This is a genomic window from Caulobacter sp. BE264 (assembly GCF_031457805.1).
Taxonomy (GTDB): domain Bacteria; phylum Pseudomonadota; class Alphaproteobacteria; order Caulobacterales; family Caulobacteraceae; genus Caulobacter.
In genome coordinates, this window is the sequence record NZ_JAVDXI010000004.1 from 62,220 (window position 1) to 87,222 (window position 25,003).

A 25,003-nucleotide genomic window follows, 5' to 3' on the forward strand; every position below is an offset into this window, starting at 1 on the left:
ACCCAAGGAAGAATAACTGCGAATCCGTAACAAAAAGCCCCGTCCCTCAACCGAGGAACGGGGCTTTGATCTGTCGGCTGAAAGTCGACCTTACGCGTCTTCGGCTTCCGGCTTGGCCGGCGCGCCTTCGCCCGCTTCGAAGCTGCGCGGGGCGCGGCGGCGGCGGGGCTTCTTGACCTCTTCGCCGTCATCCGAGGCCGGGGCTTCCGGCGCCGGGGCGGCTTCAGCGCGCTCGGCCTTGCGCCCCAGGAACGCCGGGGCGTGGCTGACGGCGCCGTCCTGGCCACGCAGCATCGGCGAGCCTTCGCCGGCCGGAGCCTCGGCGGTCAGCGGCGAGGCTTCCGGCTCGATCACGGCCAGCGGGTCGCGCTCGCCGCGCGGCTGCCAGTCGCGGTCACGATCGCGGTTGCGGTTGCGGTCACGACGGCGGCCTTCGCGGTATTCGCCCTCGCCCTGCGGCTGGTCGCCCTCGGCGGTGGGACGGTCCTCGCGCGGACGATCATCCCGGGGGCGATCATCGCGCGGGCGGTCATCACGGGGACGGTCATCGCGCGGGCGATCGTCGCGGTCGCGCCAGCGGTCACGGCGGCCCTCGCCGTCACGGCCGTCGCGGGGGCGGTCATCGCGGTCGCGATTGCGGTCGCGGTCGCGGCCTTCGAAGTTGCGGTCACGATCGCGGTTGCGGTCGCGGTCACGATTCTCGAAGCGATCACGGCGCTGTTCGCCGCCCTCACCGCTCTCGCCGCCCTCGGCCTGGCCCTCGGCGGGGGTCTCGACGACCTCCGGCTCTTCCGGCGGCTCGGCCTCGAAGTCGATCTCGTAGGCGGCGTAGACGTCCTTGCCGACGATGTCGGCCACCGGACGATTCGGCTGGATGGCGCGCAGAACGCGGAAATAGTGCTCGGCGTGCTGCAGATAGTTCTCGGCCAGCACCCGGTCGCCGGACGACGAGGCGTCGCGGGCCAGCTGCTGGTACTTTTCGTACACGCTCTGCGCCGCGCCACGGACCTTCACGCCCTCGGGGCCGTTGGAGTCGAACGCGCGGTTGGCGTTGTGCTGTTGAGGCTTGCCGCCATTGCCGCCGCGATTGTTGCGGCCACGTTGGCGCTTCATGCCTTTGAAATCTCTCATGTTCTCTTCTGAACCTGTCCGGAGGTCAGTCTTGCGCTGGCGCGTCCGGCCTTGCTGGTCTCTGGGCGGGTCTAACCCTGGTCGGTGTCAGAGACTCTGGTTTCCGTAGAGCCCCCATCCTGCTCTTTCGGCGCGGCGACCGGCGGACCGGGCGCGCCTGCCAGGGGAGCCTCGCAAACGTCAGACACCGAAGCGTCCTCGACGACTGCTTTTCCCGTCACCCGGCGATCTGGAAGGAGACGAGACTCGTCTAGCGGTTCACGCAGGGGTTTCCAAGGGATTTTTCACCCCCAGCACCACGCGGTCGTGCGTCGAAAGGTCCTTGACCGTCCGAACCTCGGTGGCGCCCGCCGCACGGAACAGCGCTTCGACGTCCTTGGACTGGTCGTAGCCGATCTCGACGGCGAACAGGCCGCCCGGCTTGAGCACCCGCAGGATCTCGGGCGCGAGGTCGCGATAGGCGGCCAGACCATCGGGGCCGCCGTCCAGGGCCAGACGCGGTTCGTGGTCACGGACCTCCGGCTCCAGCGTGTCGATGACGGCGGTCGGGATATAGGGCGGGTTGGAGACGACGAGGTCGAAGCTCTCGCTGCCCAGGCCCGTCGTCCAGTCGCCGTGCAGCAGGGCCGCGCGATTGTTGAGGTCCAGATTGGCGGCGTTCTCGCGGGCCACAGCCAGCGCCTCGCTGGAAGCGTCGATGCCCAGCCCCTTGGCCGCCGGACGCTCGGCCAGCACCGCCAGCAGGATCGTGCCCGAGCCCACGCCCAGGTCCAGCATCGAGAAGGCCATGGTCTCGGGGAAGGCCTTGAGCACCTCGTCGACAATGACCTCGGTCTCGGGACGAGGGGTCAGGACGTTCTTGTTGACCTGCAGCAGGATCTTCCAGAAGCCCTTGCGGCCGATGATGTGGCTGACCGGCTCGCGACGGGCGCGGCGCTCAAGGTAGGCGTCCAGGGTCGCGATCTGCTCGTCGGTCAGTTCGCGATAGGGATCGGTGACGATCTCGGTGCGGGTGACGCCGGCGGCGACTTCCAGCATCAGGCGCGCGTCGATCGACGGCTGGTCGATGCCCGCGTTCTTCAGGCGATCCTTGGCGGCGGTCCAGGCTTTGACGAGAGTCAGGGTCATGACCGGGGATTTAGCGCGTCGGCGGTCAGGAGGCGAGATTGAATGCGGTACCAGTTTTTGGTATGTTTGCGGGATGGCCAGCAAGAACACCTCCGTTGTCCTGGGTGATCACTTCCAGGCGTTCATCGACAGTCAGGTCGCTGACGGGCGCTACGGCTCAGCCAGCGAAGTCATCCGTGCGGGACTGAGGCTTCTGGAAGAGAACGAGGCCAAACTAGCCGCCCTTCGCGCCGCCCTGATCGAAGGCGAGGAGAGCGGCTTCATCGAGGATTTCAACTTCGACGCTTTCATTGAGGAAAGATCAAGGGAGTCTGTGCCGAAGGGCTTCCACGAGGAATGAAGCCCTATCGGATATCCCGTCGCGCCAAAGCCGACCTCGATGACATCTGGACCTATTCGGAGAAGCGATGGGGCGTTGAGCAGGCCGCCGACTACGCCCGCGACCTCCAGGCCACCATCGAGATGATCGCGGAGCATCCCGGCATGGGCCAGCCGGATGACAGTCTTCGGTATGGCTACAGGCGATGCGCCACCGGCTCGCATGTGGTCTTTTACCGGGTGGGCGCCAGGGTCGAGATTATCCGCGTGCTGCACCAAAGCATGAACGCCAAGGCGTACCTTGGCTGATCACCCCGCCACCACCGCATCCCCCTCACCCACCGCCCCGCTCTGCGTCACGTTCAGATAGATGCCGCAGAACATGTGGCCGTAGTGGTCGAACAAGGCCTTGACCAGATCGACGTCGCGCGCGGCGCTGGTGGGATCCACATGGGTGGCGGCGCAGCGGACGATGGGCTTGATCACCTCGGCCTTGGCGGCGCCGACGCTCAGGGTCTGGCCGGTCATGTCGTTTTCGGCCCAGGCGGGCCAGCCCTCGACATAGAGGTTGGCGCGGAAGCGCAGGGGATCGAGGTCCCGCCCGATCTTGGCCGAAAGATCGCGCACGCTGGCCAGGTTGACGATCGAGACATAGCCCGAGCGACTGTCCATGAACCGGTGCGCGCCCGGCCCCTCGATCACCTTCAGCGGCCCTTGCGCCTCATCGCCCAACAGGTCGGCCAGCCAGGCCTCGAAGCCGGCCCGTCCAGCGGACGCGCGCAGGTCGCCGGCGAAGTCGGGGCGACCCTCAGCGCGAGCGGTCAGCACGCCGCTGGCCTCGTCGAAGGCGGTGCGCGCCTTGGCCACGGCGGGGATCTTGGCCAGCACCGTGAACTTCATCTTCGAGACGTGCTGCGGCGCGGCGGGATCAAAACCGCTGGGACCATCTTCGACCGCATAGAGCCGGTCGCAGGGAAAGCAGGCGCCGGCCACAAGATCGGCGCGCGCCAGGCGCTCGGGCGTGAAACCCTTCACGGGATGGCGGTAGAGGGAGACGATCCGGGCTTCCATGGGCCGGGACCATCGGTCTCGACTCGGGCGAAGGCAAGGCCAAGCTCGCGGTGATGCGGAACGCCCCGCGCCGCGCCGGGTTGTTGAGGGCCTGGAGAGCGTTTCATGACCAAACCAGCGCCGCGTCAGGTCCGGTCCTGGCTGAAATCCCGGCCCTATCACCTGACCCCCTGGATCATGCTTATAGCCCTGGCGCCGTTCGCCTTCCCGCGTCGCGCCCCGCCGCCGCCCGCAGAGCCGGCCACGCCCCCGCCGGGCCTCTCCGAAGACCGCGTTCTGCCGCCGGACGCGTTTGATACGGTCGAGCCGCTGCGCGGCCGCGCGGCGGCCCATCCGGCCCATATCCCCTGGCGTGGCTGGCGCGACATCGCTTGGCGCACGGTGCGGGAGATCAGCGTCGACCGGCTGCCGGCCGTGGCGGGCGGCGTGACCTTCTACACCCTGCTGGCGCTGATCCCGGCCATCGGCGCCTTCGTGGCGCTGTACGGCCTGTTCGCCGACGTCGGCGCGGTCGAGCAGCAGCTGCGCGGCATGGTCGGGGTCTTTCCGCCCAGCGTGATCCAGATTGTCGGCGAGCAGATGCTGCGCCTGGCCCAGCAGAAGGACGGCGAGCTGGGCGCAGCCTTCGTCGCCAGCCTCTTGCTGTCGGTGTGGAGCGCCAACGCCAGCATGCGCGCCCTCTTCGATGGCCTCAACATCGCCTATGATGAGGACGAAAAGCGCCCCTTCGCGCCGCGCCTGCTGCTGACCTACGCCTTCACCCTCTGCGCCCTGGTCTATGCGGTCGCCGTGGCCGGGGTCCTGATCGCCACGCCGCTGCTGCTGGAGGCCGCCCGCCTCTCGGCCCTGGAAGGCCTGCTGGCGCCCGTGCGCTGGCTGATCGTGCTGGTGATGACGACCGTGGCCTTCACCGTGCTCTACCGCTTCGCGCCCAGCCGGGCCCAGGCGCGCTGGCGGTGGGTGTGGATCGGCGCGGCCTTCGCGGCGGCGGGCTGGCTGATCGGCTCGCTGGGCTTTTCCGTCTACGTGAACCGCATCGCCCATTTCGACGCCACCTACGGACCGCTGGGCGCGGTGATCGCCTTCATGGTCTGGGTCTGGTTCTCGATCATGGCCATCCTGGTCGGGGCCGAGCTGAACGCCGAGATCGAACACCAGACCGCGGTCGACTCCACCACCGGCCCCGAACAGCCGATGGGCGCGCGCGGCGCGGCCATGGCCGACACGGTGGGCCTGGCGTTCCACCCCTGGGAAGTCATCCGGCGCGAGGCCGGCACAATGCGGCGCGTGACCGGCGGAGCGTGGAAACGGATGCGCGGGCGCTGAGCTTTTGTGAGCGACGATCGCGAAATCGGGTTGTTGCGGCCAAGGCGGGTTTCTAGCTTGGCGGCCCTTGCTGTCTGGAAGCCCTCGCCATGCCGATCCTCGCCCCCGCCGCCGACCACGAGTTGGCCGACGTCGCCGCCCTGGTGAACTCGGCCTATCGCGGCGAGCTGGCGGCGACGGGCTGGACCAGCGAAAGCTATCTGCTCGGCGGTCAGCGCACCGACGAAGACAGCCTGCGCGAGGATCTCGCCGCCAAGCCCGGTGCGAGCCTCCTGACCTTCCGCGACACACCGGACGCCAAGCCGTTCGCCTGCGCCTGGCTCGAGCCGCAGGCCGACGACGTCTGGTACGTGGGCATGATCACCGTCACCCCGCCCCGCCAGGCCGGCGGCATGGGCCGCACGGTGCTGGAGGCCTGCGAAGCCCACGCCCGCGCCCGGGGCGGCAAGGTCATGCGCATGACCGTCATCTCGGTGCGCGACACCCTGATCGCCTGGTACGAACGGCGCGGCTACCGCCTGACCGGCGAAACCCAGCCCTTCCCCTATGGCGACGAACGGTTCGGCCTGCCCCAGCGCGACGACCTGGCGTTTGTGGTGATGGAGAAGGGGCTGTAGGGACCCCATTACCGAAGCTCAAGTAGCCTCGCCTCGCGCGGCGCGTTCAGATGCCGCGTCTTAGGGTCAGGGGCTCCTCATGGCGTTCAAGTTTCGCGCGGCCGCGTTGGCCGCCCTCGTTCTCGTCGCCGCCGGATCGGCCCAGGCGGCGGTCACGCCCGTGCCCGTCGGCCAGCCCTTGGCGCGGTTCGACAAGCTCAAGCCCGCCACGCACCGCTACCTGCGCTACAAGCAGGTGGGCGACACCATAACGCCGCTGGACGTCTGGACGCGCGAGATCCGCATCGAGCCCGACAAGGCCGGCGTCAAACGGCTGCGCATCGTCCAGCACTGGGACGGCGCGACGCCGGGGACGGTCAAGACCCTGGACAGCTGGTTCGAGCTTGGCACCTTCCGACCGTTCACCCACGTCCGCCGCACCACCGGCAAGGACGGCGTGACCAAGATCGAAGGCTTCGACTTCAAGCCTGACCGCACGGTGGGACTGGCGGACCTGGAGGGCAACAGCCAGGCCGCCTATGACGTGGCCTCGCCGCAGCCGACCTTCAATTTCGAGACCGACATGGAGTTCCTCCAGGCCCTGCCGCTGGCCAAGGGCTACGAGGCCCAGATCGTCTTTCACCATCCGGGCGGCGGCGCGCCGGCGCCCTACGTGTTCAAGGTGGTCGGCTCCGAGGTGCTGACCAGCTCGGCCGGCGGCAAGGTCGACTGCTGGGTGGTGACTACCGACTACAACCGTCCCGACTGGAAGCCGACCACGTTCTGGCTGGCCAAGGACAGCCAGGTGGTGATCAAGAACGCCTCCCCCGCGCCGGATGGTTCCATGTGGGTGAAGACGTTATTGTGGTAGGCGGGCGACCCGGCTTCGCCGCGCGGCCCTGCTCTCGCGTCGCGCAACCGTCGCGATCGCATCCTAAGGGGCCCGACATGAGCCAAGCACGATCCCTGTCCGTCGCCCTCGCCGCCGCCGTCCTCGCGAGCCTCTCGCCCGCCACCGCGTCGCAGGCCGCCGAGGCCGGCCACGCCCTGTGGGTGATGAGCTACAACATCCGCTATGACAGCCCCGACGACCGACCCGACTGGCGGGCGCGGCGGGGACCTATGGTCGAGCAGATCCGCTTCTTCGCGCCCGACATCCTGGGCCTGCAGGAGGCCTTGCCGACCATGGTCGACGATCTGGCCGGAGGGCTTTCGGGATACGCCCGCTACGGCGTCGGCCGCGACGATGGCGCCGGACGCGGCGAGACCACCACGATCTTCTATCGGGCCGACCGGTTCCAGCGCGTGCTGGCCAAGACCTACTGGTGCTCGCCGACGCCCGAGACGCCGGGCAAGGCCTATGACGCGGCCTTTCCCCGCACGGTCACGCGGCTGGTCCTGAAAGACCGGCTGACGGGCGTGACCTTCGATGTCCGCAACGCGCATCTGGACCATGTGGGCGTTGAGTCCCGGGCCCAATGCGCCGCCCAGATCCTGAATCTCGCCCCCTGGCCCAGCGCGCGGCTGATCACGCTGGGCGACTTCAACAGCGCGCCCGACGATGCGCCCTATCGCCTGCTGACCGCGCCGAAGGCCCCCTATCGCGACGCCCGCGCGGCCGCGTCCAGCGTGTTCGCACCGATGACGGGCACCTTCAACCGGTTCACGCCGGCGTCGATCGGCCCGCCCATCGACTACATCTTCGTGGACCGCCGACTGAACGTCGCGCGCTTCGCCGTGCCGACGGACATGTCCGACGCCGGCGTGATCTCGGACCACTTCCCGGTGCTGGCGGAGATCACGCTGTCGCCGCGCAAGCCCGCTGGGCCGAAGCGATAGCCCCCTAGATCACCGCGCGCGACCGCTCCCCCACCTCGCTGGACAGGGCCGCCGCCACGATCTCCAGGCCTCGCCGCAGGGCCTCGCGGTCGGCCACCGCGCCCAGGCACACGCGGACCCCGCTTTCGTGGCCGGGTTCGACGACCGGAGCGTCGGGGGCGGTGACCTCGGCGCCGCCGCGCAGGGCGCGGCCGGCCAGGCGCTCGGCCTCCAGCTCGCTCATCGGCAGCCAGATGTGCGGGGCCATAGGCGATTGCGGGGTCTCGACGGCGTCGCCCAGGATCTCGCGGGCCAGAGCCAGGCGCGCCCGCCCCTCGTCCCGCGTCTCGGCCAGGATGGCGTCGGCCGAGCCGTCCTCGATCCACTGGGTGGCGATCAGCCCGCCGAAGGCCGGCGGGGCGTAGGCGACGATGCGCAGGGCCTCGACCGCGCGCTCGAAGGTCTCGGCGGCGGGGGCCACCAGAAAACCGGCGCGCAGGCCCGGGGCCAGGGTCTTGGACACCCCCGAGACGTGAAAGGTCCGCTCGGGCGCCAGCACCGCGAAGGGCGGCGGCGCGTCTTCCGCATAGGCGCCGTAGATGTCGTCCTCGACGATGGTCAGGTCGTAGCGGCGGGCGATCTCGACGATGGCGTCGCGGCGGGCGCGGCTCATGATCCGGCCAGTGGGGTTCTGCAGGGTGGGCAGGATCGCCAGCACCCGTGCGCCGGTGGCGCGGACCGCGTCTTCCAAGGCGTCCGGGCGCAGGCCCTCGGCGTCCATCGGCAGGCCGCGCGTGCGCCAGCCGTTGTAGCGGGTCAGGGCTTTCAGGCCATGATAGGCCAGAGCCTCGGTCAGCAGCACGTCCCCGGGCCGCAGCACGGTGTTCAGCGCCACCGCCAGGCCCTGCTGGGCGCCGGCGCAGCAGATCAGCCGCCGCCAGTCGACGGCCTCATAGCTGCTGGTGCGGGCCAGCCACGCTGCGCCCGCCCGCCGCTGGGCCTCGTGGCCGGCCGGCGGGGCGTAGGCCAGGTGTTCGGAAAGGTCCGCCCGGCGGCGCAGGCGCGCCAGGGCCTCGGCGATCCGCGAGGCGGCGGCGGAGGCCGGGGCGATGTTCTGGGCCAGGTTGATCGGCCCTTCCCGCTCGTAGGGGCGATGCTCGGCGGGCGCGTTGACGAAGCTGCCACGCCCCACATGGGCGCTGACCAACCCCGCCTTCTCGGCCTCGACATAGGCGCGGGTGACGGTGCCCAGCCCAAGCCCCAGGCGGTAGGCCAGGTCCCGCTGCGGCGGCAGGCGCACGCCGGGGCTGAGGGCGCCGGAGACGATGTCGGCGCGCAGGGCCGCCACCAGCCGCTCGTACAGCGGCGCCTCACCAGCGGGAATGACGGGCGTCCAGGTCGGGATCACACGGGCGGTCCTATATTGTCACGAGAACAATATGACCTTTGACTCTCGATACAATCAAAATCATCACGGTGACATTCAAGCCCATTCTCCGAGACAAAGGAGGCCCGAATGACTCCGGAACTGATGCTGGCCTATGTCGTGTTCTGCTTCGCCACGGCGGGCACGCCGGGCCCCAACAACATGATGCTGCTGGCCTCGGGCGCGAACTTCGGCTTCCGCCGCACGGTCCTGCACATCCTGGGCATCAGCGGCGGGCTGGGCTTCATGGTGCTGGCCATGGGGCTGGGCCTGGGCGGGGTGTTCAGGGCCTATCCGGTGCTGCATGAGATCCTGAAGTGGGTCGGCGCGGCCTACATGCTGTGGCTCGCCTGGAAGATCGCGACCTCCAGCACGGTCACCGACCGCGCGCTGGGCAAGCCCATGACCTTCCTGCAGGCCGCGGCCTTCCAGTGGGTGAACCCGAAGGCCTGGGCCATGGCGCTGGGCGCGGTGACCACCTACGCCCCCGAGAACTCCGGCTGGACGATCGTGCCGCTGCTGGCCGGGACCTTCATGCTGGTGGGCGCGCCGTGCAGCGCCGCCTGGGCCGGCTTTGGCCAGGGCCTGCGGCCGTTCCTCGACCGCCCGGCGGTGCTGAGGACGTTCAACGTGACCATGGCCGTACTGCTGGTGGCCTCACTGGTTCCGATGGTGGCGGGCGGCGGTCACGGCCTGGCGAGCCCCGCGCAGACGACGGCGAGCGCGCCCGCCGTTCTGCTGACCGTCGACGTCCGGCGCTGAGGCCTCTGGACAGCCGCGACGAAGCATTCAACCGTGGGCTGACCGCAGTTGAGAGAGTCCCGTGACCGAACGCCTTCTTCACCGCCGCGCCCTGCTGACCGGCGCCCTGGCCCTGGCGGTGACGCCCGTCGTCGCGCCCAGCCTGGCGCGCGCGGCGGCGACCACCACCATCAACGTCGGCGACCGCGAGCTGGCGCTCACCGTCTTCCGGCCCGCCGCGCCCAAGGGCGTGATCGTGTTCTCGCACGGGGCGGGCGGATCGGCGGAGAACTACGCCGCCCTGCTGGAGGCCTGGAGCCAGGCCGGATTCCTGGTGGTCGCGCCGCTGCACGTCGACTCTCTGAAGCACCCCCGCAAGTCCGCGTACACGCTGCAATCGGCCTTCCCGGTGCGGCTCGCCGATGTCGGCGCAGCGGCCGGCTGGGCGGCGAGCGAGGCCCCGGGCCTGCCGCTGGCCTATGCGGGCCACTCATACGGCTCGCTGATGTCGCTGATGCGCGGCGGCGCGCTGGAGACCATGATCCCGGCCCGGGACCCCAAGGCCAAGGCCGTGCTGTGCTTCTCCAGCCCCGGGACCATCCAGGGCCTGATGGGTCCGGCCACCTTCCAGACGCTGAACGTCCCCACCCTGATGCTCACCGGCGAACAGGACGTCGTGCCGGGCATGGCGCCGGACTGGCGCGCTCACCTCCGCGCGTTCGAGGAAAGCCCGGCGGGCGACAAGTACGCCTGGATCTGCAAGAGCGTCGACCATGGCCTGGCGCACCATCCGGAGAACCCCGCCTTTCCCCAAGCGGTGGCGCTCAGCATCACCTTCCTGAAGGCGGCGGTGCTGGGCGACGCCGAGGCCCGGACCGCGCTGGCGGCCCAGACCTCGACGGCCGCGACGGAGTTCCGGCGGCGCTAGCCCTTACCCCGCCGATTTCAGCCGCTCGGGACCGATGCCCAGGAAGTCTCGCTTGCCCACCGGCACGCCCTTGTGGCGCAGGATGTTGTAGGCGGTGACGGCGTGGAACTGGAAGTTGGGGATCGCGAATTCCAACAGATAGTCGAGGCCGGCGAACTCCAGCGTGACGCCCGGGCCGGCCGGCACGACAATCATGCGCCCTTCGGCGCCGGCGAAGGCGTCAGAGGCCACGCTGTCGACATAGACCAGGGTGCGGGCCACACGGTCGCGAAGTTGCGCCAGCGTGGTCTCATCATCGGCCATGGCCGGCGCCTCCAGTCCGGCCAGACGCGCCACAGCGCCCTTGGCGGCGTCTGAAGCGCGCTGAATCTGGCCTGACAACGGTAGCATGTCGTCAATCAAACGGGCGGAGACATAGGTGTCGGGATCAACGCCCGTCGCCTCGGCGTGCGCCCTGGCCTTCTCGAGCACCGTCAGCAACATGTTGAGCCCGCGCGAGACCGGGGTCACGGTGACGGCGTGAAGGGACAGGGACATGGTGTTTCCTCGCTAAGCTCGGCGGAACGCTCCAGCCAAGCTGTAGGGCGAGTTAAGCGCGCCTATGTCCGTTTTCAATGACGACGGATGACAATAGGCGTCAGCAGTCGGGATCGTCAGGCCACCGCCGCCAGGTGCATGCGGCCGCCATCGTCGACGATGCTGTCGATCGCATCGGCCGTCACCGGCGCGCTGAACAGGAAGCCCTGGGCCTGGACGCAGCCCATCTCCTGCAGCTGCTCGCGCTGCTGGTTGGTCTCGACGCCCTCGGCGATGACCGCGAGCCGCAGCGCCTTGGCCAGACGCACGATGGCCGCGACCACGTCGCTGGCCTCCTGGTCTCCACCCAGCGGCGTGATGAAGCTGCGGTCGATCTTGATCTTGTCGATCGGATAGCGCCGCAGATAGCTCAGCGAGCTGTAGCCGGTGCCGAAATCGTCAAGCGCCAGCGAGAAGCCCATATCGCGCAGGCGGCGAATGGCGTCGTGCGTCGCCTCGTCGTCGCCCAGCAGCGCGCCCTCGGTGATCTCCAGCTCGATCTTGTCGGCGCGGGCGCCCGTCTCGGCCAGGATCTCGGCGACGAGATCGGGGAAGCCGACCTGACGCATCTGCAGAGCCGAGACATTGACCGCCACCTTCAGGTCCTTCCAGCGCAGGCTGTCGGTGAAGGCGCGGCGCATGATCAACCGGCCCAGATCGTCGATCAGCCCGCAATCCTCGGCCAGAGGCACAAAGGCGGCCGGGGAGATCGCGCCCTTCTCCGGGTGGGTCCAGCGGGCCAGGGCCTCGACGCCCAGCACCTGGCCCGCGGCGTCGACCTGGGGCTGATACGCCACCCAGACCCCGCCGTCCTTGAGCGCCTTGCGCAGGTCGGCCTCGAGCCCGCGCCGGGCCTTCAGGGCGGCGTCCATCTCGGCTTCGAAGAAGCAGTAGCGGCCGCGTCCCTCGTCCTTGGCGCGATACATGGCCACGTCGGCCCGACGTGCGGCCTCGACGGCGCCGACATAGGCCTCTTCCGGCGTGATGATGGCCACGCCGACCGAGCCGCCGACGAACACCGTGCCGCACGACAGCTCGACCGGGGCGCCCAGCGCCGCCACCAGCCGTTCGGCCAGGGCGGCTGCGCCATTGGGGTCGATATCGGCCGCCACGACGCCGAACTCGTCGCCGCCCAGCCGGGCCAGGGTCTCGCTGGTCCGGCACAGGCCCGCCAGTCGGGCGCCGATCACCTGGATCAGCTCGTCCCCCGCCGCGTGGCCGTGGGTGTCGTTCACCGCCTTGAAGCGGTCCAGATCGATGGCCAGCACCGCCAGCGCGCCGCGGCGACGCGCCAGACCATCGACGCCCTGCCGCAGGCGTTCCTCGAACAGGACCCGGTTGGGCAAGCCCGTCAGGGCGTCGTGCATCGCCATGTGCTTGGCGCGCGCTTCGCTGGCGAGCAGCCCCTCGGCGATCCGCCGGCTGCGCCGCGCGAAGATCAGGGCCACTGCCGCGAGGCCCCCCACCGCCAGCAGAATGGGAACCACCGCCTTGCGAAGCAGCCGCTGGCCAGGATGAGGCGGGGTCCAGTCCAGCGTCGCCACAACCTTGCCCGTGTGATCGCGCAGCGCCACATGGGCGTCTTCGGCTTCGGGCCGCATGTCGCCCTTGTGCAGATGGATGCCGGCGAGCAGGAACCGGCTGGAGAAGGCCTCGAGGAACAGCGCGTCGATCTTCAAGGCGGTGATCACCACCGGCGCACGGGGCTGACGTAGGACCGCCTTGCCGAAGTCGGGCTGCACCAGGCTGGCCGTGACGATATAGGCCTCGCCATCGAGCGACTCGATGGAGCTGACCTGCAGCGGCGCGGACACCAGGCCACCGTCGCTTCGGGGTCCCGTAACCCTTGGCCGGGCCGCCTCCAGCCTTCGAAGCTTGCCGATCAGCGGCGCGAGCCGGGGCGAGTGGCGCTCGTAGTTCGCCGCGGAGGTCGTTTGCCCGACCCGCGCGCTGAGCCGAGGGCGATCCTGGCCGTCGACCACAAAAATCATGTCAAAGCCGGCCTGACCCATCAGGTAGGCGCTGATATTCTCCTCGGCCCAGCCTAGGTCGAACTGGTTATCGAGGTTCTTGACCGCCTCGTCCCAGAGGACCTGCGGCGAGACGACCCGCTGTATGTCGGCGATCTTGGAGTCGACGCCGCGCCCGACCAGCTCCTGCTCATGGCGCAGGGCGTCGCCATCGACGCGGGCGGCGATCATGAACAGCACCGCCACCAGGACGCCGACCGTCAGCAACGCCATGGCCGCCAGGGGCGCGGAAAGTCGGGCCTCGACACCCTTCATCGTCGTGAAAGTCCAATCCCGGACGGAAGACAAAGCCTGTTCTCGCAAGCCATGGCTAAGCTCGGGCTAACAGCGCCTGAGGCAACTTGTCGCACCGCTGCGCCACGCCAGGCGCGCTGAGCGTCCAGCGAACATTCCCTTTGATCGGGAAAGGCTTTAGAGAGACCGCCCGTCCCTCCAGCCGTGCGAAATTCCCTTGCGACTGCCCCAGGCCCGCCTCGACCAGGTTCTCGACCGTTTCCGCGAAGTGGAGGCGCGCATGGGCGCGGCCACCGACGGCGCCGAGATCGTCAAGCTCTCCAAGGAGCACGCCGAGCTGCGCCCCGTGGCCGAGGCCGTCGAGCGGCTGGCCAAGCTGTCGGCCGAACGCGCCGAGCTGGACGTCATGGCCGCCGATCCCGAGATGGCCGAGATGGTCCGCGACGAGATCCAGGCGCTGGACGAAAAGCTGCCGGTGATGGAGCGCGAGCTGGCTTTGATGCTGGCGCCCAAGGACAAGGACGAGAACGCCTCGGCCATTCTGGAAGTGCGCGCCGGCACCGGCGGCGACGAGGCGGCCCTGTTCGCCGGCGACCTCTTCCGTATGTACCAGCGCTACGCCCAGACCCAGGGCTGGCGCGTCGAGATCGACAGCATCTCGGAAGGCGAAATGGGCGGCTACAAGGAAATCGTCGCCTCGATCACCGGCGAGGGCGTGTTCGGCCGGCTGAAGTTCGAGAGCGGCGTCCATCGGGTTCAGCGCGTGCCGGCCACCGAGGCGCAAGGCCGCATCCACACCTCGGCCGCCACCGTCGCGGTGCTGCCCGAGGCCGAGGACGTCGAGATCGAGATCAAGGAAAGCGACCTGCGGATCGACACCTACCGCTCGTCGGGCGCGGGCGGTCAGCACGTCAACAAGACCGACTCGGCCGTGCGCATCACCCACTTGCCGACCGGCGTGGTGGTCACCTCCTCGGAAAAGTCGCAGCACCAGAACCGCGCCCGGGCCATGAAGAACCTGAAGGCGCGTCTGTACGACATGCAGCGCGAGGCCCTGGACAGCGCCCGCTCCGAGGCTCGCAAGAGCCAGGTCGGCAGCGGCGATCGCTCAGAGCGCATCCGCACCTACAACTTCCCGCAGGGCCGGGTGACTGACCACCGCATCAACCTGACGCTCTACAACCTGGCGCGGATCATGGAGGGCGACGCCCTCGACGACGTGATCAACCCGCTGATCGCCGAGGACCAGGCCGAGCGTCTGGCGAGCCTCGAAGAAAGCTTCAGCTAGGTCATGGCCTTCACCCGCACCTATGACGAGGCCGAGCCCCAGCGGGTCAACAAGTGGCTGGCCCAGAGCGGGGTGTGCTCGCGCCGCGAGGCCGAGCAGCTGATCAGCGACGGCCTCGTGTCGATCGACGGCGAGGTGGTCGAGGACGTGGGTCGCAAGATCCAGCCCGGCCAGACCCTGACCCTGGCTGACCGCGCCACCGCCAAGCTGGACGCCGTCCCGACCTATCTCGTTCACAAGCCCCGCGGCGTCGTCTCATCCCAGCCCGATCCGGGCCAGGTTCCGGCAGCGCGCCTGCTGACGCGGGCCAATCTGTGGGGCGACGCGCGCGGCGTGGCGATCCCGCAGTCGGGCGACCTGATCCCGCCGATCGGGCGCCTGGACAAGGACTCCCGCGGCCTTCTGCTGCTGTCGCAGGACGGCGTGGTGGCCAAGGCCGTGATCGGCCCGCAGTCGGAGCTGGAGAAGGAATACCGCGTCGCGGTGATGGGCGAGCTGACCGAGGACAAGCTCGAGCTTCTGCGCTTTGGCCTGGAGCTGGACGGCCGCGAACTGCGCCCGGCCGAGGTCGAGGTCATCTCCGACCAGCGCCTGCGCTTCGTGCTGCGCGAAGGCCGCAACCGCCAGATCCGCCGGATGTGCGAGCTGGTGGACCTGAAGGTGGTCGACCTGTTCCGCGTGCGCGTCGGCCCGCTGGACCTGGGCGACATGCCCGAGGGCCACTGGCGTCCACTGACGGCCGCCGAGCGGGCGGCGCTGGTGGCGGGCTAGCGGCGCAGCGTCGCAGCCCTCGGCAACAGGCTGCCTCGAGCGGCGCTGGAGCGTAACGCCGAAAGTGGGAACCGGTTTCGGTGCGAGACACGCTCTAAGTGTTTGATTTAGAGCCTCGTTATCGCGTTGAAACGACGCCGTTTCGACGCGCGAGGCTCTAGAGCATTTCACGACCTGACTGCGTCAGGCCGTGAGCTCTAATCTTTTGTTTTGGCGCATTTTTCTTCACGCGAACCGGAACCACTTCGCTCGAAAAATGCTCTAGCGAGGGGCCGCCTCGCGCGCGACCTGCGGGGCCCTGCGGAAGGTCAACCGATCAGCCCAATGGGTGACCACCGCCTGTATGGGACTGTCGATCCAGCGCTCGAACGCGAAAGCCGTGGCCACCGCCAGCGGAAAGGCCAGCGCCCAGAGCGCCCACTGCGTGGGCTCGGACAGGTCGAGGCGGGCGATTACGATGTGGGTGAGCCGGAACCAGATCATCGCCACCAGAATGTGCGTGATATAGAGCGCGAAGGATATCCGGCCGGCGAGGGCCGCGACCGCCCCGCCCTGCGGAACCCGGATCGCGCCCCCGGCGGCGATCAGCAGCCCCAGCAGGATCATGCTCAGCAGATCGAAGCGCCCGACGAACTGCAGCCCGGTGACCATTACCCCGGCGACGACGGCCACCACCGGCGCCAGCCGCTCGCTGGGCCAGTTCAGCTCGCTGGCGCGAGCGATGCAGGCGCCGAACGCGAACAACGGCAGCGCCCGCAGAACCCCCAGGTTGAAAGGCAGATCATACAGCGCGCGACCGTAGAGGCTCTGGCTGAACCCGTTGGCCGCCCAGATGACTGCGACGCCGCCACCGAACAATAGCAAAGCCCCGCTGACGCGGCTGAGCTTGCGCCACAGCGTCGGAAAGGCCGCATAGCAAACGACCAGGGCCGACAGCGACCAGGTTGGAAGGTTCCAGCCCGCGCCCAGGTCCAGACCCCAAGCGTGGATCAGCAGCGCCTGGGCTGGAAGGTTGCGCCATTCCAGTTGCGCTGGATCATGCGTCGTCAGCCCCACCGTCGCCGACAGCCCCACCACCACCGCGAACGCCGCTAGGACGATGAGATGGGCTGGCCAGACGCGCAGCACCCGCTTGGCCAGGAAGCGCTCATCGCTGACCGCCCCAGAAAGGACCTTTCGGCCGTAGGCGCGTCCCAGCACATAGGCCGAGAGGATCAGGAAGAAATCGGTCGCCAGATAGCCCCGCTGAAAGAGCGGGCTAAAGCCCTCCAACGACCGTGGCCCCTCGCTTTGGTAGTGGAACAGCACGATCAGGCCCGCGGTCAGAAACCTCAGACTGTCCAGGACGACACGCCTGGAGCTCCCAGGCTGCGGCTCGGCTGTCTCAGCCTGGGACGGAATGGGCGGACGCAAAGGCATCGGACGGAGACTCGAATGGTTCTCCTGCGCCCTCTGCAACGGATCTGCCAAAACCGGCGCCGACGGGATCGCGGGAACTCATTCCAGGGATCGCCGCCCGGGTCTCTTGGGGCATGCGCCCTGAGGTGCGCCTTGCCTCAGGGGCGCGTGTACGGCGTGAACGCGCCCAGGCGTATGGCGGTGTGGCCGCGAACGCCCTTGCCGCCCGGGCTGGTCAGCGCCACGCCATCGCCCTGGCACAGCACGCGGGGACCAACCGAGGTGCGCACCGCATCACGGGCCAGCCCCTGGGCGCCCATGATCGGGCGGCTGACAAACACGGTCCCGTCACGCATGCGGTAGAGGATCGCCGTCTGCTCGACGACCCAGACATCGCTGACCTTGCGGCCGAGAATGCAGCTGACCGGCTGACCGGGCGCGCGACCGTTCAGCTCCTGCGCAAGGCTGGCCTCCCCCGGGCGGGCGCCGTCGTCGGCCGCCGACGCGGCCGACGTCATCGCCAGCGCCAGGACGACGCTGCCCAGGGCGCTACAGACCCTGCGGGTCATGTTCAGCGCTCGAAGTAGGGAACGAACGCGCCCAGTTGCGTCGAGGCGCCCGGACGGCGCAGGCCCTTGTCGCCGCGGATATAGACCGTCGAGCCCCCGGGCTCATTCACCGCCACAAAGTCGTTCTGGCAGATCGCGCGCGGCGTCGCGCCGATCTCACTCACAACGCCTTCGCGCGGCAACAACTCCGCGCCCTTGGCCGGCCGGTTCACGAACATCGTGCCGTCCGGCATGCGGAACAAGATGGCGGTGCGATCGATCACGCGGGTCTCAACCACCAGGCGACGGGTAATGCACGCAACCGGCTGCCCCGGCACACGACCGTTCAGTTCCCGGACAAGGCTGACCTCGCCCCTCGGATAGGCGTCGGCGCGCGGGTCGCCCGCCGTCGCGAGACCGGGCGCGATCATGGCCGCCACGGCCAGGACGCCGGCGCTGCGAAGCTTCGCGCCAAGGGTGAACATCGCCATCGAACCCTCCCTGCGAGCGGGCCGAACCCATCGTTCACCCACGCTTGAGGGCAACGATGACACACACCCTCAGATTGTCAAACCGGGCAATTACGCCTCAGCTCAACCCGCGCGCGGTCAGCGCGCCTTGGGCCTGTCGTACGGGGTGAACGTTCCCAGGCTGACAAAACCCGCGTCAAACCGCCCGCCGGACTCCAGCAGGTTCACGGGATCGAAATTGCACAGCCGCGTGCCGAAGGTCTTGGTCACCAGAATCTGATCGCGCCGCAGGGCCTCGGCGCCGATCCTGGGGCGGTTCACATAGACGCGTCCGCCGCGTAGGCGATAGACGATCGCGGTCTTGTCGACGATGTCCACGGTTTCGACGCCCCGCGGGTCGATGCAGTTGACCGGCGCGCCGGCAGTGCGGCCGTCGAGCATCTTGGCCAAGACCTGTTCCGGCGGCGGCTTGGGGGTCGCCGCGCTCGCCGCGCTCGCCGCCGAGAGGGCCAGCAAGGCCACAAGTCCGTTCAGCTTAACGCGCATGGACGTGATCTCCCTACTCCGCCGCGAGGGTCTCCGCGGCTTTCGCGGCCTGGATCTCGGCCGCCTTCTTCTCGACGAGGTCGACGATGTGATCGATCATCCCCTCGTTGGACTGTTTGTGGTCGGGCTTGCCGGCCATGTAGACCATGCCCGCCCCGGCCCCGCCGCCGGTGAAGCCGATGTCGGTCATCAGCGCCTCCCCCGGACCATTGACGACGCAGCCGATGATCGACAGCGACATCGGCGTGGCGATGTGGGCCAGCCGCTCTTCCAGGGCCTCGACGGTCTTGATGACGTTGAAGCCCTGCCGCGCGCACGACGGGCAGGCGATGATGTTGACGCCCCGGTGGCGCAGGCCCAGCGACTTGAGGATATCGAAGCCGACCTTGATCTCTTCGACGGGATCGGCGGCCAGGCTGACGCGGATGGTGTCGCCGATGCCGGCCCACAGCATCGAGCCGATGCCGATCGCCGACTTCACCGTGCCGGTGCGCGTGGCCCCGGCCTCGGTGACGCCCAGGTGCAGCGGGCAGTCGATGGCCTCGGCCAGCTGGTAATAGGCGGCCACAGTCATGAAGGGGTCGGACGCCTTCACCGAGATCTTGAACTCGTGGAAGTCGTGGTCCTGCAGGATGCGGGCGTGGTTCAGCGCGCTCTCGACCATCGCCTCGGGGCACGGCTCGCCGTACTTTTCCAGGAGTTCGCGCTCCAGCGAGCCGGCGTTGACGCCGATCCGCATCGAGCAGCCGTGGTCGCGGGCGGCCTGAATGACATCGCGCACGCGATCGGGACTGCCGATGTTGCCCGGATTGATCCGCAGGCAGGCCGCGCCGGCCTCCGCCGCCTCGATGCCGCGCTTGTAGTGGAAGTGGATGTCGGCCACGAGCGGGACCTTGGCCTCGCGGGCGATGGTCTTGAACGCGGCCGTGCTCTCGACGTCCGGGCAGCTGACGCGGACGATGTCGGCGCCGGCCTCCTCCAGCTGGCGGATCTGCTCCAGCGTCGCCTTGGCGTCACTGGTCAGGGTGTTGGTCATCGACTGCACCGAGATCGGCGCGTCGCCGCCCACCTCGACATTGCCGACGCGGATCTTGCGCGATTGCCGGCGCGTGATCATGCGCCAGGGACGGACGTGCGTGTGGTCTGCGGCCATGGCGCTAATTTAGAGGGTGTTGGGGCGGGATAGAAGGGGCTTCCCTCTCCTTCTCCCCCTGCGGGAGAAGGTGTCGCCGTCAGGCGACGGATGAGGGGTCGCGCTGAGTCAGCCGAGAGGGTGTTCCACCCCTCATCCGACCGCTACGCGGCCACCTTCTCCCGCAAGGGGAGAAGGAAAATTACCGCGCTGCGGGCGCCACGGCCTGAGGCGCCGCCACCGGCGCCGCCGGGATCAGCTTGGCGACCGAGGTCTGGTTCGAGGACAGACGCCCCGTCAGGCGGCCGTTGTAATAGACATCGAACAGCGACGGCTCGACCACGTCCAGGATCAGGCCGGGCGTGCGCGGGGCGCTGTAGGCGTCGCCGGCCGACAGCCAGCGGGTCATCGCGATGCCGCCGTCGGCGCGACGGACGGTCAGGGCGCCGGCCTTGCGGGCCTGGATCAGCACGCCCGAGGCGTCGGCGGCGCTGGCGCCCAGGATCTGGCCCTTGGGCTTGAACGGCGCGCCGATCACGACCGCATTGGTGGTGTCGGTGATCCCGGCGGCGGCCTCGGCCTCGGCGCGGGCCTTGGCGGCGATCTTGGCGGCGTCGACCGAACCGCCATTGGCGGCGGCGTCGTCCAGACCGGGCGTCTTGTAGGGTTCGGGCGTCGTCGACTCGACCGGCGCGGGCAGCGGCGCGCCCAGCGACACCGAGCCGCCGGGACCAACAGTTCCGCCGTGCGCGACGCGAACCTGGGCCGACTCCGGCGCGACCTGAGGCGGCGGGTCGTCCTTGGTGATGGCGCGCTGGGCGACGTTCCACAGCAGGATGGCGCCGACCACCAGAAGGCCGCCGGCGAAGATCAGCGCCAGGCGCGGATCGCGCTCGCGGCGCACGCCGACCGGCGCACGCAGCTCGGCGCCTTCGTCGGGCGCGTCGTTCTTGAAGCGGGCCACGGCCGCCTCGGCGTCCAGGCCCAGCAGGCCGGCATAGGCGCGGACATAGCCGATGGTGAACGGCCGCGAGGGCAAATCATCGAGGCGCATGTCCTCGAGCGCCTCGATATAGCTCTGGCGAATGCGGGTGCCGTCGGCGACGTCCTGGGTCGTCAGCCCCCGAAACTCACGGGCGGCCTTCAGCGCCAGACCAATGTCCGCGCCGTCTTCCAGCGAAGGTTGACCCACGGCGACCGGCGCTTCGTCCGTATCGACATCGGCCACGAGGTGCAAACGCCTCACGTTCCCCGTATCCAGCGGCATAATCGGCTAAACGCCCCCGAAAATCGCGCCGCACGCGAAGCGCGCCGCACTCCCCCACCCCGGTTATACGGAGTTCTTAATATGTGTTTGTGAATATCAAACTAAGTAGCGGGATTCAATGTACTAAACGGTGACGCTTGGTTAACGGCCAAGCTTTTGTCACACGGCGACGTAAAGCTTGCGCGCCAAGGTTTCGATCTCGCCGCGCAAGGATCCGCCAGAGCCCTTCAGCAGAGCCTCGACATTGCGGCGCGCGGCCTCGCGGTCCAGCGACAGGACCATCTGTTTGACCGGCCCGATACCGGCCGGCGGCATCGACAGTCGATCAAAGCCCAGCGCCACCAGGGCGAAGGCCTCCAGCGGGCGGCCGGCCATCTCACCGCAGACCGAGACCTGGGTGCCGGTGTCGGCGCAGGCCTGCTGGATCGTCTTCAGCGCCCGCAGCGCGGCCGGCGACAGCGGATCATAGCGGTCGGACACACGCGGGTTGCCCCGGTCGGCCGCGAACAGGTACTGCATCAGGTCGTTGGTGCCGACCGAGACGAAGTCGGTCATCGGCAGCAGCGCGTCCAAATGCCACAGCAGCGACGGCGCCTCGACCATGGCCCCGACGTCCAGGCGCGCCGGCGCGGGCCGGCCGCGCTTGAGGGCCCAGGCCACTTCCTGGTCGACGAACGAACGGGCGGCGCGGAACTCGTCCACATTGGCCACCAGCGGGAACATGATCCGCAGCGGCCGGCCGTTGGCGGCCTTGATCAGGGCGCGGATCTGCATGCGCAGCAGGGCCGGACGGTCCAGGCCCATGCGCACGGCGCGCCAGCCCAGCGCCGGGTTGTCCTCGCGCTCCAGCTCCATGTACGGCAGCAGCTTGTCGCCGCCGAGATCCAGCGTGCGGAAGGTCACCGGCATGCCGTTGGCCGCATCCAGCACCTTCTCGTAGAGCGCCGTCTGGGCCTCCAGGCGCGGCAGCTCCTCGGCCACCATGAACTGGAACTCGGTGCGGAACAGGCCGATGCCCTCGGCGCCCGTCTCGCCCAGGATGTCGAGATCGACAGCCAGGCCCGCGTTCATCAGCAGCGTGACCTTCGAGCCGTCCTTGGTGATCGGCGGGGTGTCACGCAGACGGGCGAACTCGGCCTTGCGCTGGGCGCGGACCTCCATCCGGGCCTTCAGCGCCTTGACCACGTCCGGACGCGGGCGCAGCCAGGCTTCTTGCGTCTCGCCGTCGACGACCACGGGGTCGCCCTCGTTGACGCGGTCGCGCAGGCCCGCCAGGCGCCCCACGCAGGGGATGTCGAGCGCGCGGGCGACGATGCCGGCGTGGCTGGCGGCGCTGCCCTCCTCCAGCAGGATGCCCTTCAGCTTGGTGCGGTCGTATTCCAGAAGATCGGCGGGACCCAGGTTCCGGGCGATCAGGATGGCGTCCTCGGGCAGCTGGCGCACATGGTGCACATCGCCCGACAGGTGCCGCAGCAGCCGGTCGTTCAGGTCTTCCAGGTCGTGCAGCCGCTCGCGCAGATAGGGATCGCGAGCCTGGCCCAGGCGCGCGCGGTGCTCGGAGCGGACGCGCTCGACGGCGGCCTCGGCGGTCAGGCCCGAGCGCACCGCCTCCTGCAGCGAGCGGTTCCAGCCCCGGTCATGAGCGAACAGGCGATAGGTCTCCAGCACCTCGTAGGAGGCGCCGACCAGGCCGTGCTGGCCCTCCAGCATCTGGTCGATCTGGGTCTGCAGCGCCTCGATGGCGTAGGAGAGCCGGGCTTCCTCGGCCAGGGCGTCGTCGGACAGCAGGGTCTCGGGCGCCACCGGCTGCTCGTGCAGAACCGCCACGCCATAGGCCAGGCCCTCGGCGAAGCGCGAGCCCTTCAGACGCTCGGGCTTGTGCGGCGCCAGCTCGACGTCCTTCAGTTCGTCGGCGCCGAGCAGCTCGCTGGAGCTGACCATCTCGGCCAGCACCATGGCGATGATCTGGAGGTCCTCGACCTCCTCTTCGTCATAGTTGCGCTCGGTGCGGTTCTGGACGACCAGCACGCCGATGGCGCGACCGCCGCGCAGCAGCGGCACAGCCAGGAAGGCGTGGTACGGGTCTTCGCCGGTTTCCGGGCGGTATGAGAACGACGGGTGGCTGGCGGCGTCCGACAGGTTCAGCGGCCGGCCCAGACGCATGGTCTCGCCGACCAGGCCCTCGCCCGGCTTCAGGCGGGTGACGTGGACGGCCTCGCGGGCCAGGCCTTCGGTGGCGAACAGCTCAAGATCGCCCGAGGCGCGGCGCAGATAGATCGAGCAGACCTCGGCCACCATCGAGATGGCGATGGTGCGGACCACCATGTCCAGCTTGCCCTGAGCGGGACCCGCGCCGGCCATGGCCTCGCGGATCTGCCGCAGCAGGCTGCGTGGTCCTCGAACGGCGATGCCGGATGCCGCCATGACGCCTGTACGCGCTCCCTGTCCCTAGAGCCTTCCTAGCCCAGCGTCGGACGCCAAGGGTTAAGACGGCTCTTACCTCCAAGATGGGGGCTACAGCAGATTTCGCCCGGGGACCAGTCGCGCTCGTCAACCGAACGGCGATTAGGTGCGCGCTCACGAAAAAGCGCCGCCCGGAGGGGAGCCGGGCGGCGCAGTCTGGCACGCTGGAGGAGGGATCAGAACTCCAGCGGCGATGGGTTAGCGGCGATAGCCGTAGGCGTAGCGGCTGTCATAGCGATCGTGGCGCTCATAGCGGTGGCCGTGACGATCGTAGGCGTAGCGGCTGTTGGCGCGGCTGTCGTAGGCGTAGCGGTTGTCGTAGCCGTAGCGCGGGGCGGTCCGGTACGACTGGCTGTAACGACGGTCGTACTTGTCCTTAGCCGTGGTCGCGCCGAGGGCCGCGCCCGCCACGGCGCCGATGGCGACCGCGTCGGTCTTGCCGTCGCCGATCGCCGCGCCGGCGATGCCGCCGATCACCGCGCCGATGATGGCGCGCTCGGTCTTTTCGCCGGCGAAGGCGGCGGAGGCCGGGGCGACCAGCGCGCCGGCGACGGTGACGGCGATGGCGGTCTTGGTGAACGTGCCGAGGGTCTTCATGGCGGGTCTCCTATCTCTGTTGATAGGCGTTGTAGACCCGCCGCCCTGAACGAGATCGGGACCGGTCGTTCAGGTGGGGTTTAGGTTCGGGGGGAGGCCGTGCGTCCTTCGAGGCCAGCTGCGCGGGCGCCTCAGGATGAGGACGCTACAGCCATGAACCCCTCATCCTGAGGTGCGCGCTCCTAAGCGCGCCTCGAAGGACGCAGCGCCTAGCCGGTCTCTCGGGTAGGTCCCCGATGTAATCGCGCCGACCACAGCACCCCGGCCAGCATCAGCGCCATGGCCACGCTCTCCAGCGCGCGCGGCCAGCGGCCCTCATGCAGGAAACCGTACAGCAAGGCGAACACCGTCTCGAACACGATCAGCTGCCCCGACAGCGACAACGGCAGCAGGCGGCTGGCGGCGTTCCACAGGCCGTTGCCGATCACCGACGCGCCGACGGCCACAGCGAAGCTGACGCCCCAGAAGAGGCCCCAGGCGCTGGCCGGATGCGCCTTGCCGTCGAGGGCGAAGGCCGGGACCACGATGACCAGCGACAGCAGGCCCGTGGCGACGCCGGTCAGCAGCGACCACTCGTGACTGTTGAACTTGGGCGTCGCGGCCAGGCGCCGGGCGTTCCAGACGGCGTAGGCGGTCCAGACCGCCAGCGCCAGCAAGGCCCCCAGCAAGCCGACCAGGGTTCGGCCCATCCCCGCTCGCCCAGCGGCGGCGAAGGCGTCGACATTGATGCAGACCCCGCCGGCGACAATCAGCGCCAGCGGCCAGATCAGGCGCCGCAAGGGCGTGCCCTCCCCCGGCCGCGCGCCGACCAGGGTGATGGTCACGGGCAAGAGGCCGATGACCAGCGAGGCCAGGGCTACGCCCGCGCTCTGCACGGCGAGCGCCAGGCCCACATAGTAGATCAGGTTGCCCAAGAGGCTCAGCAGGATGAGGTCGCGCCAGTCGCGTCCGTCCATCCGCGCCATGACCGCTTTCCAGCTGGGCAGCAGCAGCACGGCGGCCGCTAGGCCATAGGCCAGATACCGCCCCGCCGTCGCCTGCAGCGGCGTGAAGTCCGCTAGCAGCTTGGGCGCCAGGAACACCCCGCCCCAGAACGCCCCGGCGATGACGCCGCACAGGAGGCCAAGCAGGAGGTTGCGCGAGGGAGTCATGAGGCCCGCATAGCAGTCCGCCGCCGGCTTGGCTCGCGCCGACAGGGTC

The 25,003-nt window shown here is 69.1% G+C and carries 24 protein-coding genes and 2 pseudogenes; 10 read left to right on the forward strand and 16 right to left on the reverse strand.

What is annotated here, in order from left to right:
• Nucleotides 1-90 precede the first annotated feature (90 nt).
• The 3 genes and pseudogenes from J2X45_RS10895 to prmC all read right to left on the reverse strand — a co-directional run bounded on the left by J2X45_RS10895 (nucleotide 91) and on the right by prmC (nucleotide 2,259).
• The gene (locus J2X45_RS10895; RefSeq protein ID WP_310214522.1) at nucleotides 91-1,131 is read right to left on the reverse strand and encodes a DUF4167 domain-containing protein; all 1,041 of its coding nucleotides are present in this window, start codon (nucleotides 1,129-1,131) and stop codon (nucleotides 91-93) included.
• Nucleotides 1,128-1,352 (reverse strand): annotated as a pseudogene (locus J2X45_RS10900) (hypothetical protein). Before J2X45_RS10900 ends, J2X45_RS10895 begins: the two are co-directional and overlap by 4 nt.
• 37 nt (nucleotides 1,353-1,389) lie before the next feature.
• Nucleotides 1,390-2,259, reverse strand: a complete 870-nt coding sequence (gene prmC, locus J2X45_RS10905; RefSeq protein ID WP_310214525.1) for a peptide chain release factor N(5)-glutamine methyltransferase — start codon at nucleotides 2,257-2,259, stop codon at nucleotides 1,390-1,392.
• 73 nt (nucleotides 2,260-2,332) lie between these two features.
• Here prmC and J2X45_RS10910 point away from each other — a divergent pair, with 73 nt between their 5' ends.
• Together J2X45_RS10910 and J2X45_RS10915 are read left to right on the forward strand one after the other, a co-directional pair.
• The gene (locus J2X45_RS10910) at nucleotides 2,333-2,599 is read left to right on the forward strand and encodes a type II toxin-antitoxin system ParD family antitoxin (protein WP_310214527.1); all 267 of its coding nucleotides are present in this window, start codon (nucleotides 2,333-2,335) and stop codon (nucleotides 2,597-2,599) included.
• Complete coding sequence (locus J2X45_RS10915) at nucleotides 2,596-2,886, forward strand: type II toxin-antitoxin system RelE/ParE family toxin (protein WP_310214529.1); 291 nt, start codon at nucleotides 2,596-2,598, stop codon at nucleotides 2,884-2,886. Before J2X45_RS10910 ends, J2X45_RS10915 begins: the two co-directional genes overlap by 4 nt.
• On the opposite strand, the gene J2X45_RS10920 is transcribed toward J2X45_RS10915, so the two are convergent.
• A complete protein-coding gene (locus J2X45_RS10920) occupies nucleotides 2,887-3,648 on the reverse strand; it encodes an MOSC domain-containing protein (protein WP_310214532.1) in 762 nt (253 codons plus the stop codon). It abuts the gene before it with no gap.
• A gap of 105 nt (nucleotides 3,649-3,753) precedes the next feature.
• Here J2X45_RS10920 and J2X45_RS10925 point away from each other — a divergent pair, with 105 nt between their 5' ends.
• The 4 genes and pseudogenes from J2X45_RS10925 (at nucleotide 3,754) to J2X45_RS10940 (ending at nucleotide 7,409) form a co-directional block, all read left to right on the forward strand.
• A complete protein-coding gene (locus J2X45_RS10925) occupies nucleotides 3,754-4,974 on the forward strand; it encodes a YihY/virulence factor BrkB family protein (RefSeq protein ID WP_310214533.1) in 1,221 nt (406 codons plus the stop codon).
• Between the two features lie 89 nt (nucleotides 4,975-5,063).
• A complete protein-coding gene (locus J2X45_RS10930; RefSeq protein ID WP_310214534.1) occupies nucleotides 5,064-5,591 on the forward strand; it encodes a GNAT family N-acetyltransferase in 528 nt (175 codons plus the stop codon).
• Nucleotides 5,592-5,670: 79 nt separating this feature from the next.
• Nucleotides 5,671-5,802, forward strand: a pseudogene (locus tag J2X45_RS10935) (hypothetical protein); the annotation flags it as partial.
• Nucleotides 5,803-6,518: 716 nt separating this feature from the next.
• Nucleotides 6,519-7,409, forward strand: a complete 891-nt coding sequence (locus J2X45_RS10940; RefSeq protein WP_310214536.1) for an endonuclease/exonuclease/phosphatase family protein — start codon at nucleotides 6,519-6,521, stop codon at nucleotides 7,407-7,409.
• Nucleotides 7,410-7,413: 4 nt separating this feature from the next.
• Here J2X45_RS10940 and J2X45_RS10945 read toward each other — a convergent pair whose 3' ends face one another.
• Nucleotides 7,414-8,796 (reverse strand): PLP-dependent aminotransferase family protein, encoded by a 1,383-nt coding sequence (locus J2X45_RS10945; RefSeq protein ID WP_310214539.1) that lies wholly within the window; start codon nucleotides 8,794-8,796, stop codon nucleotides 7,414-7,416.
• 108 nt (nucleotides 8,797-8,904) lie between these two features.
• Between J2X45_RS10945 and J2X45_RS10950 the strand changes: the two genes are divergently transcribed.
• Together J2X45_RS10950 and J2X45_RS10955 are read left to right on the forward strand one after the other, a co-directional pair.
• Entirely contained in the window at nucleotides 8,905-9,576 is a 672-nt protein-coding gene (locus J2X45_RS10950; RefSeq protein WP_310214543.1) for a LysE family translocator, read from the forward strand.
• Between the two features lie 61 nt (nucleotides 9,577-9,637).
• Nucleotides 9,638-10,483 carry a serine aminopeptidase domain-containing protein gene (locus J2X45_RS10955; protein ID WP_310214545.1) on the forward strand — a complete coding sequence of 282 codons (846 nt, stop codon included), beginning with the start codon at nucleotides 9,638-9,640 and terminating at the stop codon, nucleotides 10,481-10,483.
• Nucleotides 10,484-10,486: 3 nt separating this feature from the next.
• Here J2X45_RS10955 and J2X45_RS10960 read toward each other — a convergent pair whose 3' ends face one another.
• Nucleotides 10,487-11,020 (reverse strand): DUF1993 domain-containing protein, encoded by a 534-nt coding sequence (locus tag J2X45_RS10960; RefSeq protein ID WP_310214548.1) that lies wholly within the window; start codon nucleotides 11,018-11,020, stop codon nucleotides 10,487-10,489.
• A 116-nt stretch (nucleotides 11,021-11,136) separates the two neighbouring features.
• On the reverse strand, nucleotides 11,137-13,344 hold the full coding sequence (locus J2X45_RS10965; protein WP_310214550.1) for an EAL domain-containing protein: 2,208 nt from the start codon (nucleotides 13,342-13,344) through the stop codon (nucleotides 11,137-11,139).
• 196 nt (nucleotides 13,345-13,540) lie between these two features.
• Here J2X45_RS10965 and prfA point away from each other — a divergent pair, with 196 nt between their 5' ends.
• Together prfA and J2X45_RS10975 are read left to right on the forward strand one after the other, a co-directional pair.
• Nucleotides 13,541-14,611: a peptide chain release factor 1 gene (gene prfA / locus J2X45_RS10970; protein WP_310214552.1), complete on the forward strand. Its 1,071-nt coding sequence runs from the start codon at nucleotides 13,541-13,543 to the stop codon at nucleotides 14,609-14,611.
• Nucleotides 14,612-14,614: 3 nt separating this feature from the next.
• Nucleotides 14,615-15,382: a pseudouridine synthase gene (locus J2X45_RS10975; RefSeq protein WP_310214554.1), complete on the forward strand. Its 768-nt coding sequence runs from the start codon at nucleotides 14,615-14,617 to the stop codon at nucleotides 15,380-15,382.
• A gap of 261 nt (nucleotides 15,383-15,643) precedes the next feature.
• Here J2X45_RS10975 and J2X45_RS10980 read toward each other — a convergent pair whose 3' ends face one another.
• The 9 genes from J2X45_RS10980 to J2X45_RS11020 form a co-directional block, all read right to left on the reverse strand.
• Nucleotides 15,644-16,801, reverse strand: coding sequence for an acyltransferase (locus J2X45_RS10980; protein ID WP_310214556.1), 1,158 nt, complete (start codon nucleotides 16,799-16,801; stop codon nucleotides 15,644-15,646).
• 137 nt (nucleotides 16,802-16,938) lie between these two features.
• A complete protein-coding gene (locus tag J2X45_RS10985) occupies nucleotides 16,939-17,349 on the reverse strand; it encodes a hypothetical protein (RefSeq protein ID WP_310214558.1) in 411 nt (136 codons plus the stop codon).
• 2 nt (nucleotides 17,350-17,351) lie between these two features.
• Nucleotides 17,352-17,819: a hypothetical protein gene (locus J2X45_RS10990; RefSeq protein WP_310214561.1), complete on the reverse strand. Its 468-nt coding sequence runs from the start codon at nucleotides 17,817-17,819 to the stop codon at nucleotides 17,352-17,354.
• A 117-nt stretch (nucleotides 17,820-17,936) separates the two neighbouring features.
• Nucleotides 17,937-18,344, reverse strand: a complete 408-nt coding sequence (locus J2X45_RS10995) for a hypothetical protein (protein WP_310214562.1) — start codon at nucleotides 18,342-18,344, stop codon at nucleotides 17,937-17,939.
• A gap of 13 nt (nucleotides 18,345-18,357) precedes the next feature.
• Entirely contained in the window at nucleotides 18,358-19,497 is a 1,140-nt protein-coding gene (ispG, locus tag J2X45_RS11000; RefSeq protein ID WP_310214565.1) for a flavodoxin-dependent (E)-4-hydroxy-3-methylbut-2-enyl-diphosphate synthase, read from the reverse strand.
• 181 nt (nucleotides 19,498-19,678) lie between these two features.
• On the reverse strand, nucleotides 19,679-20,743 hold the full coding sequence (locus J2X45_RS11005) for a helix-turn-helix domain-containing protein (protein ID WP_310214568.1): 1,065 nt from the start codon (nucleotides 20,741-20,743) through the stop codon (nucleotides 19,679-19,681).
• A gap of 159 nt (nucleotides 20,744-20,902) precedes the next feature.
• Nucleotides 20,903-23,167: a phosphoenolpyruvate--protein phosphotransferase gene (gene ptsP, locus J2X45_RS11010; RefSeq protein ID WP_310214570.1), complete on the reverse strand. Its 2,265-nt coding sequence runs from the start codon at nucleotides 23,165-23,167 to the stop codon at nucleotides 20,903-20,905.
• Nucleotides 23,168-23,404: 237 nt separating this feature from the next.
• Entirely contained in the window at nucleotides 23,405-23,803 is a 399-nt protein-coding gene (locus tag J2X45_RS11015; RefSeq protein WP_310214572.1) for a glycine zipper 2TM domain-containing protein, read from the reverse strand.
• 209 nt (nucleotides 23,804-24,012) lie between these two features.
• Nucleotides 24,013-24,954 carry a DMT family transporter gene (locus tag J2X45_RS11020; RefSeq protein ID WP_310214574.1) on the reverse strand — a complete coding sequence of 314 codons (942 nt, stop codon included), beginning with the start codon at nucleotides 24,952-24,954 and terminating at the stop codon, nucleotides 24,013-24,015.
• Nucleotides 24,955-25,003 lie beyond the last annotated feature (49 nt).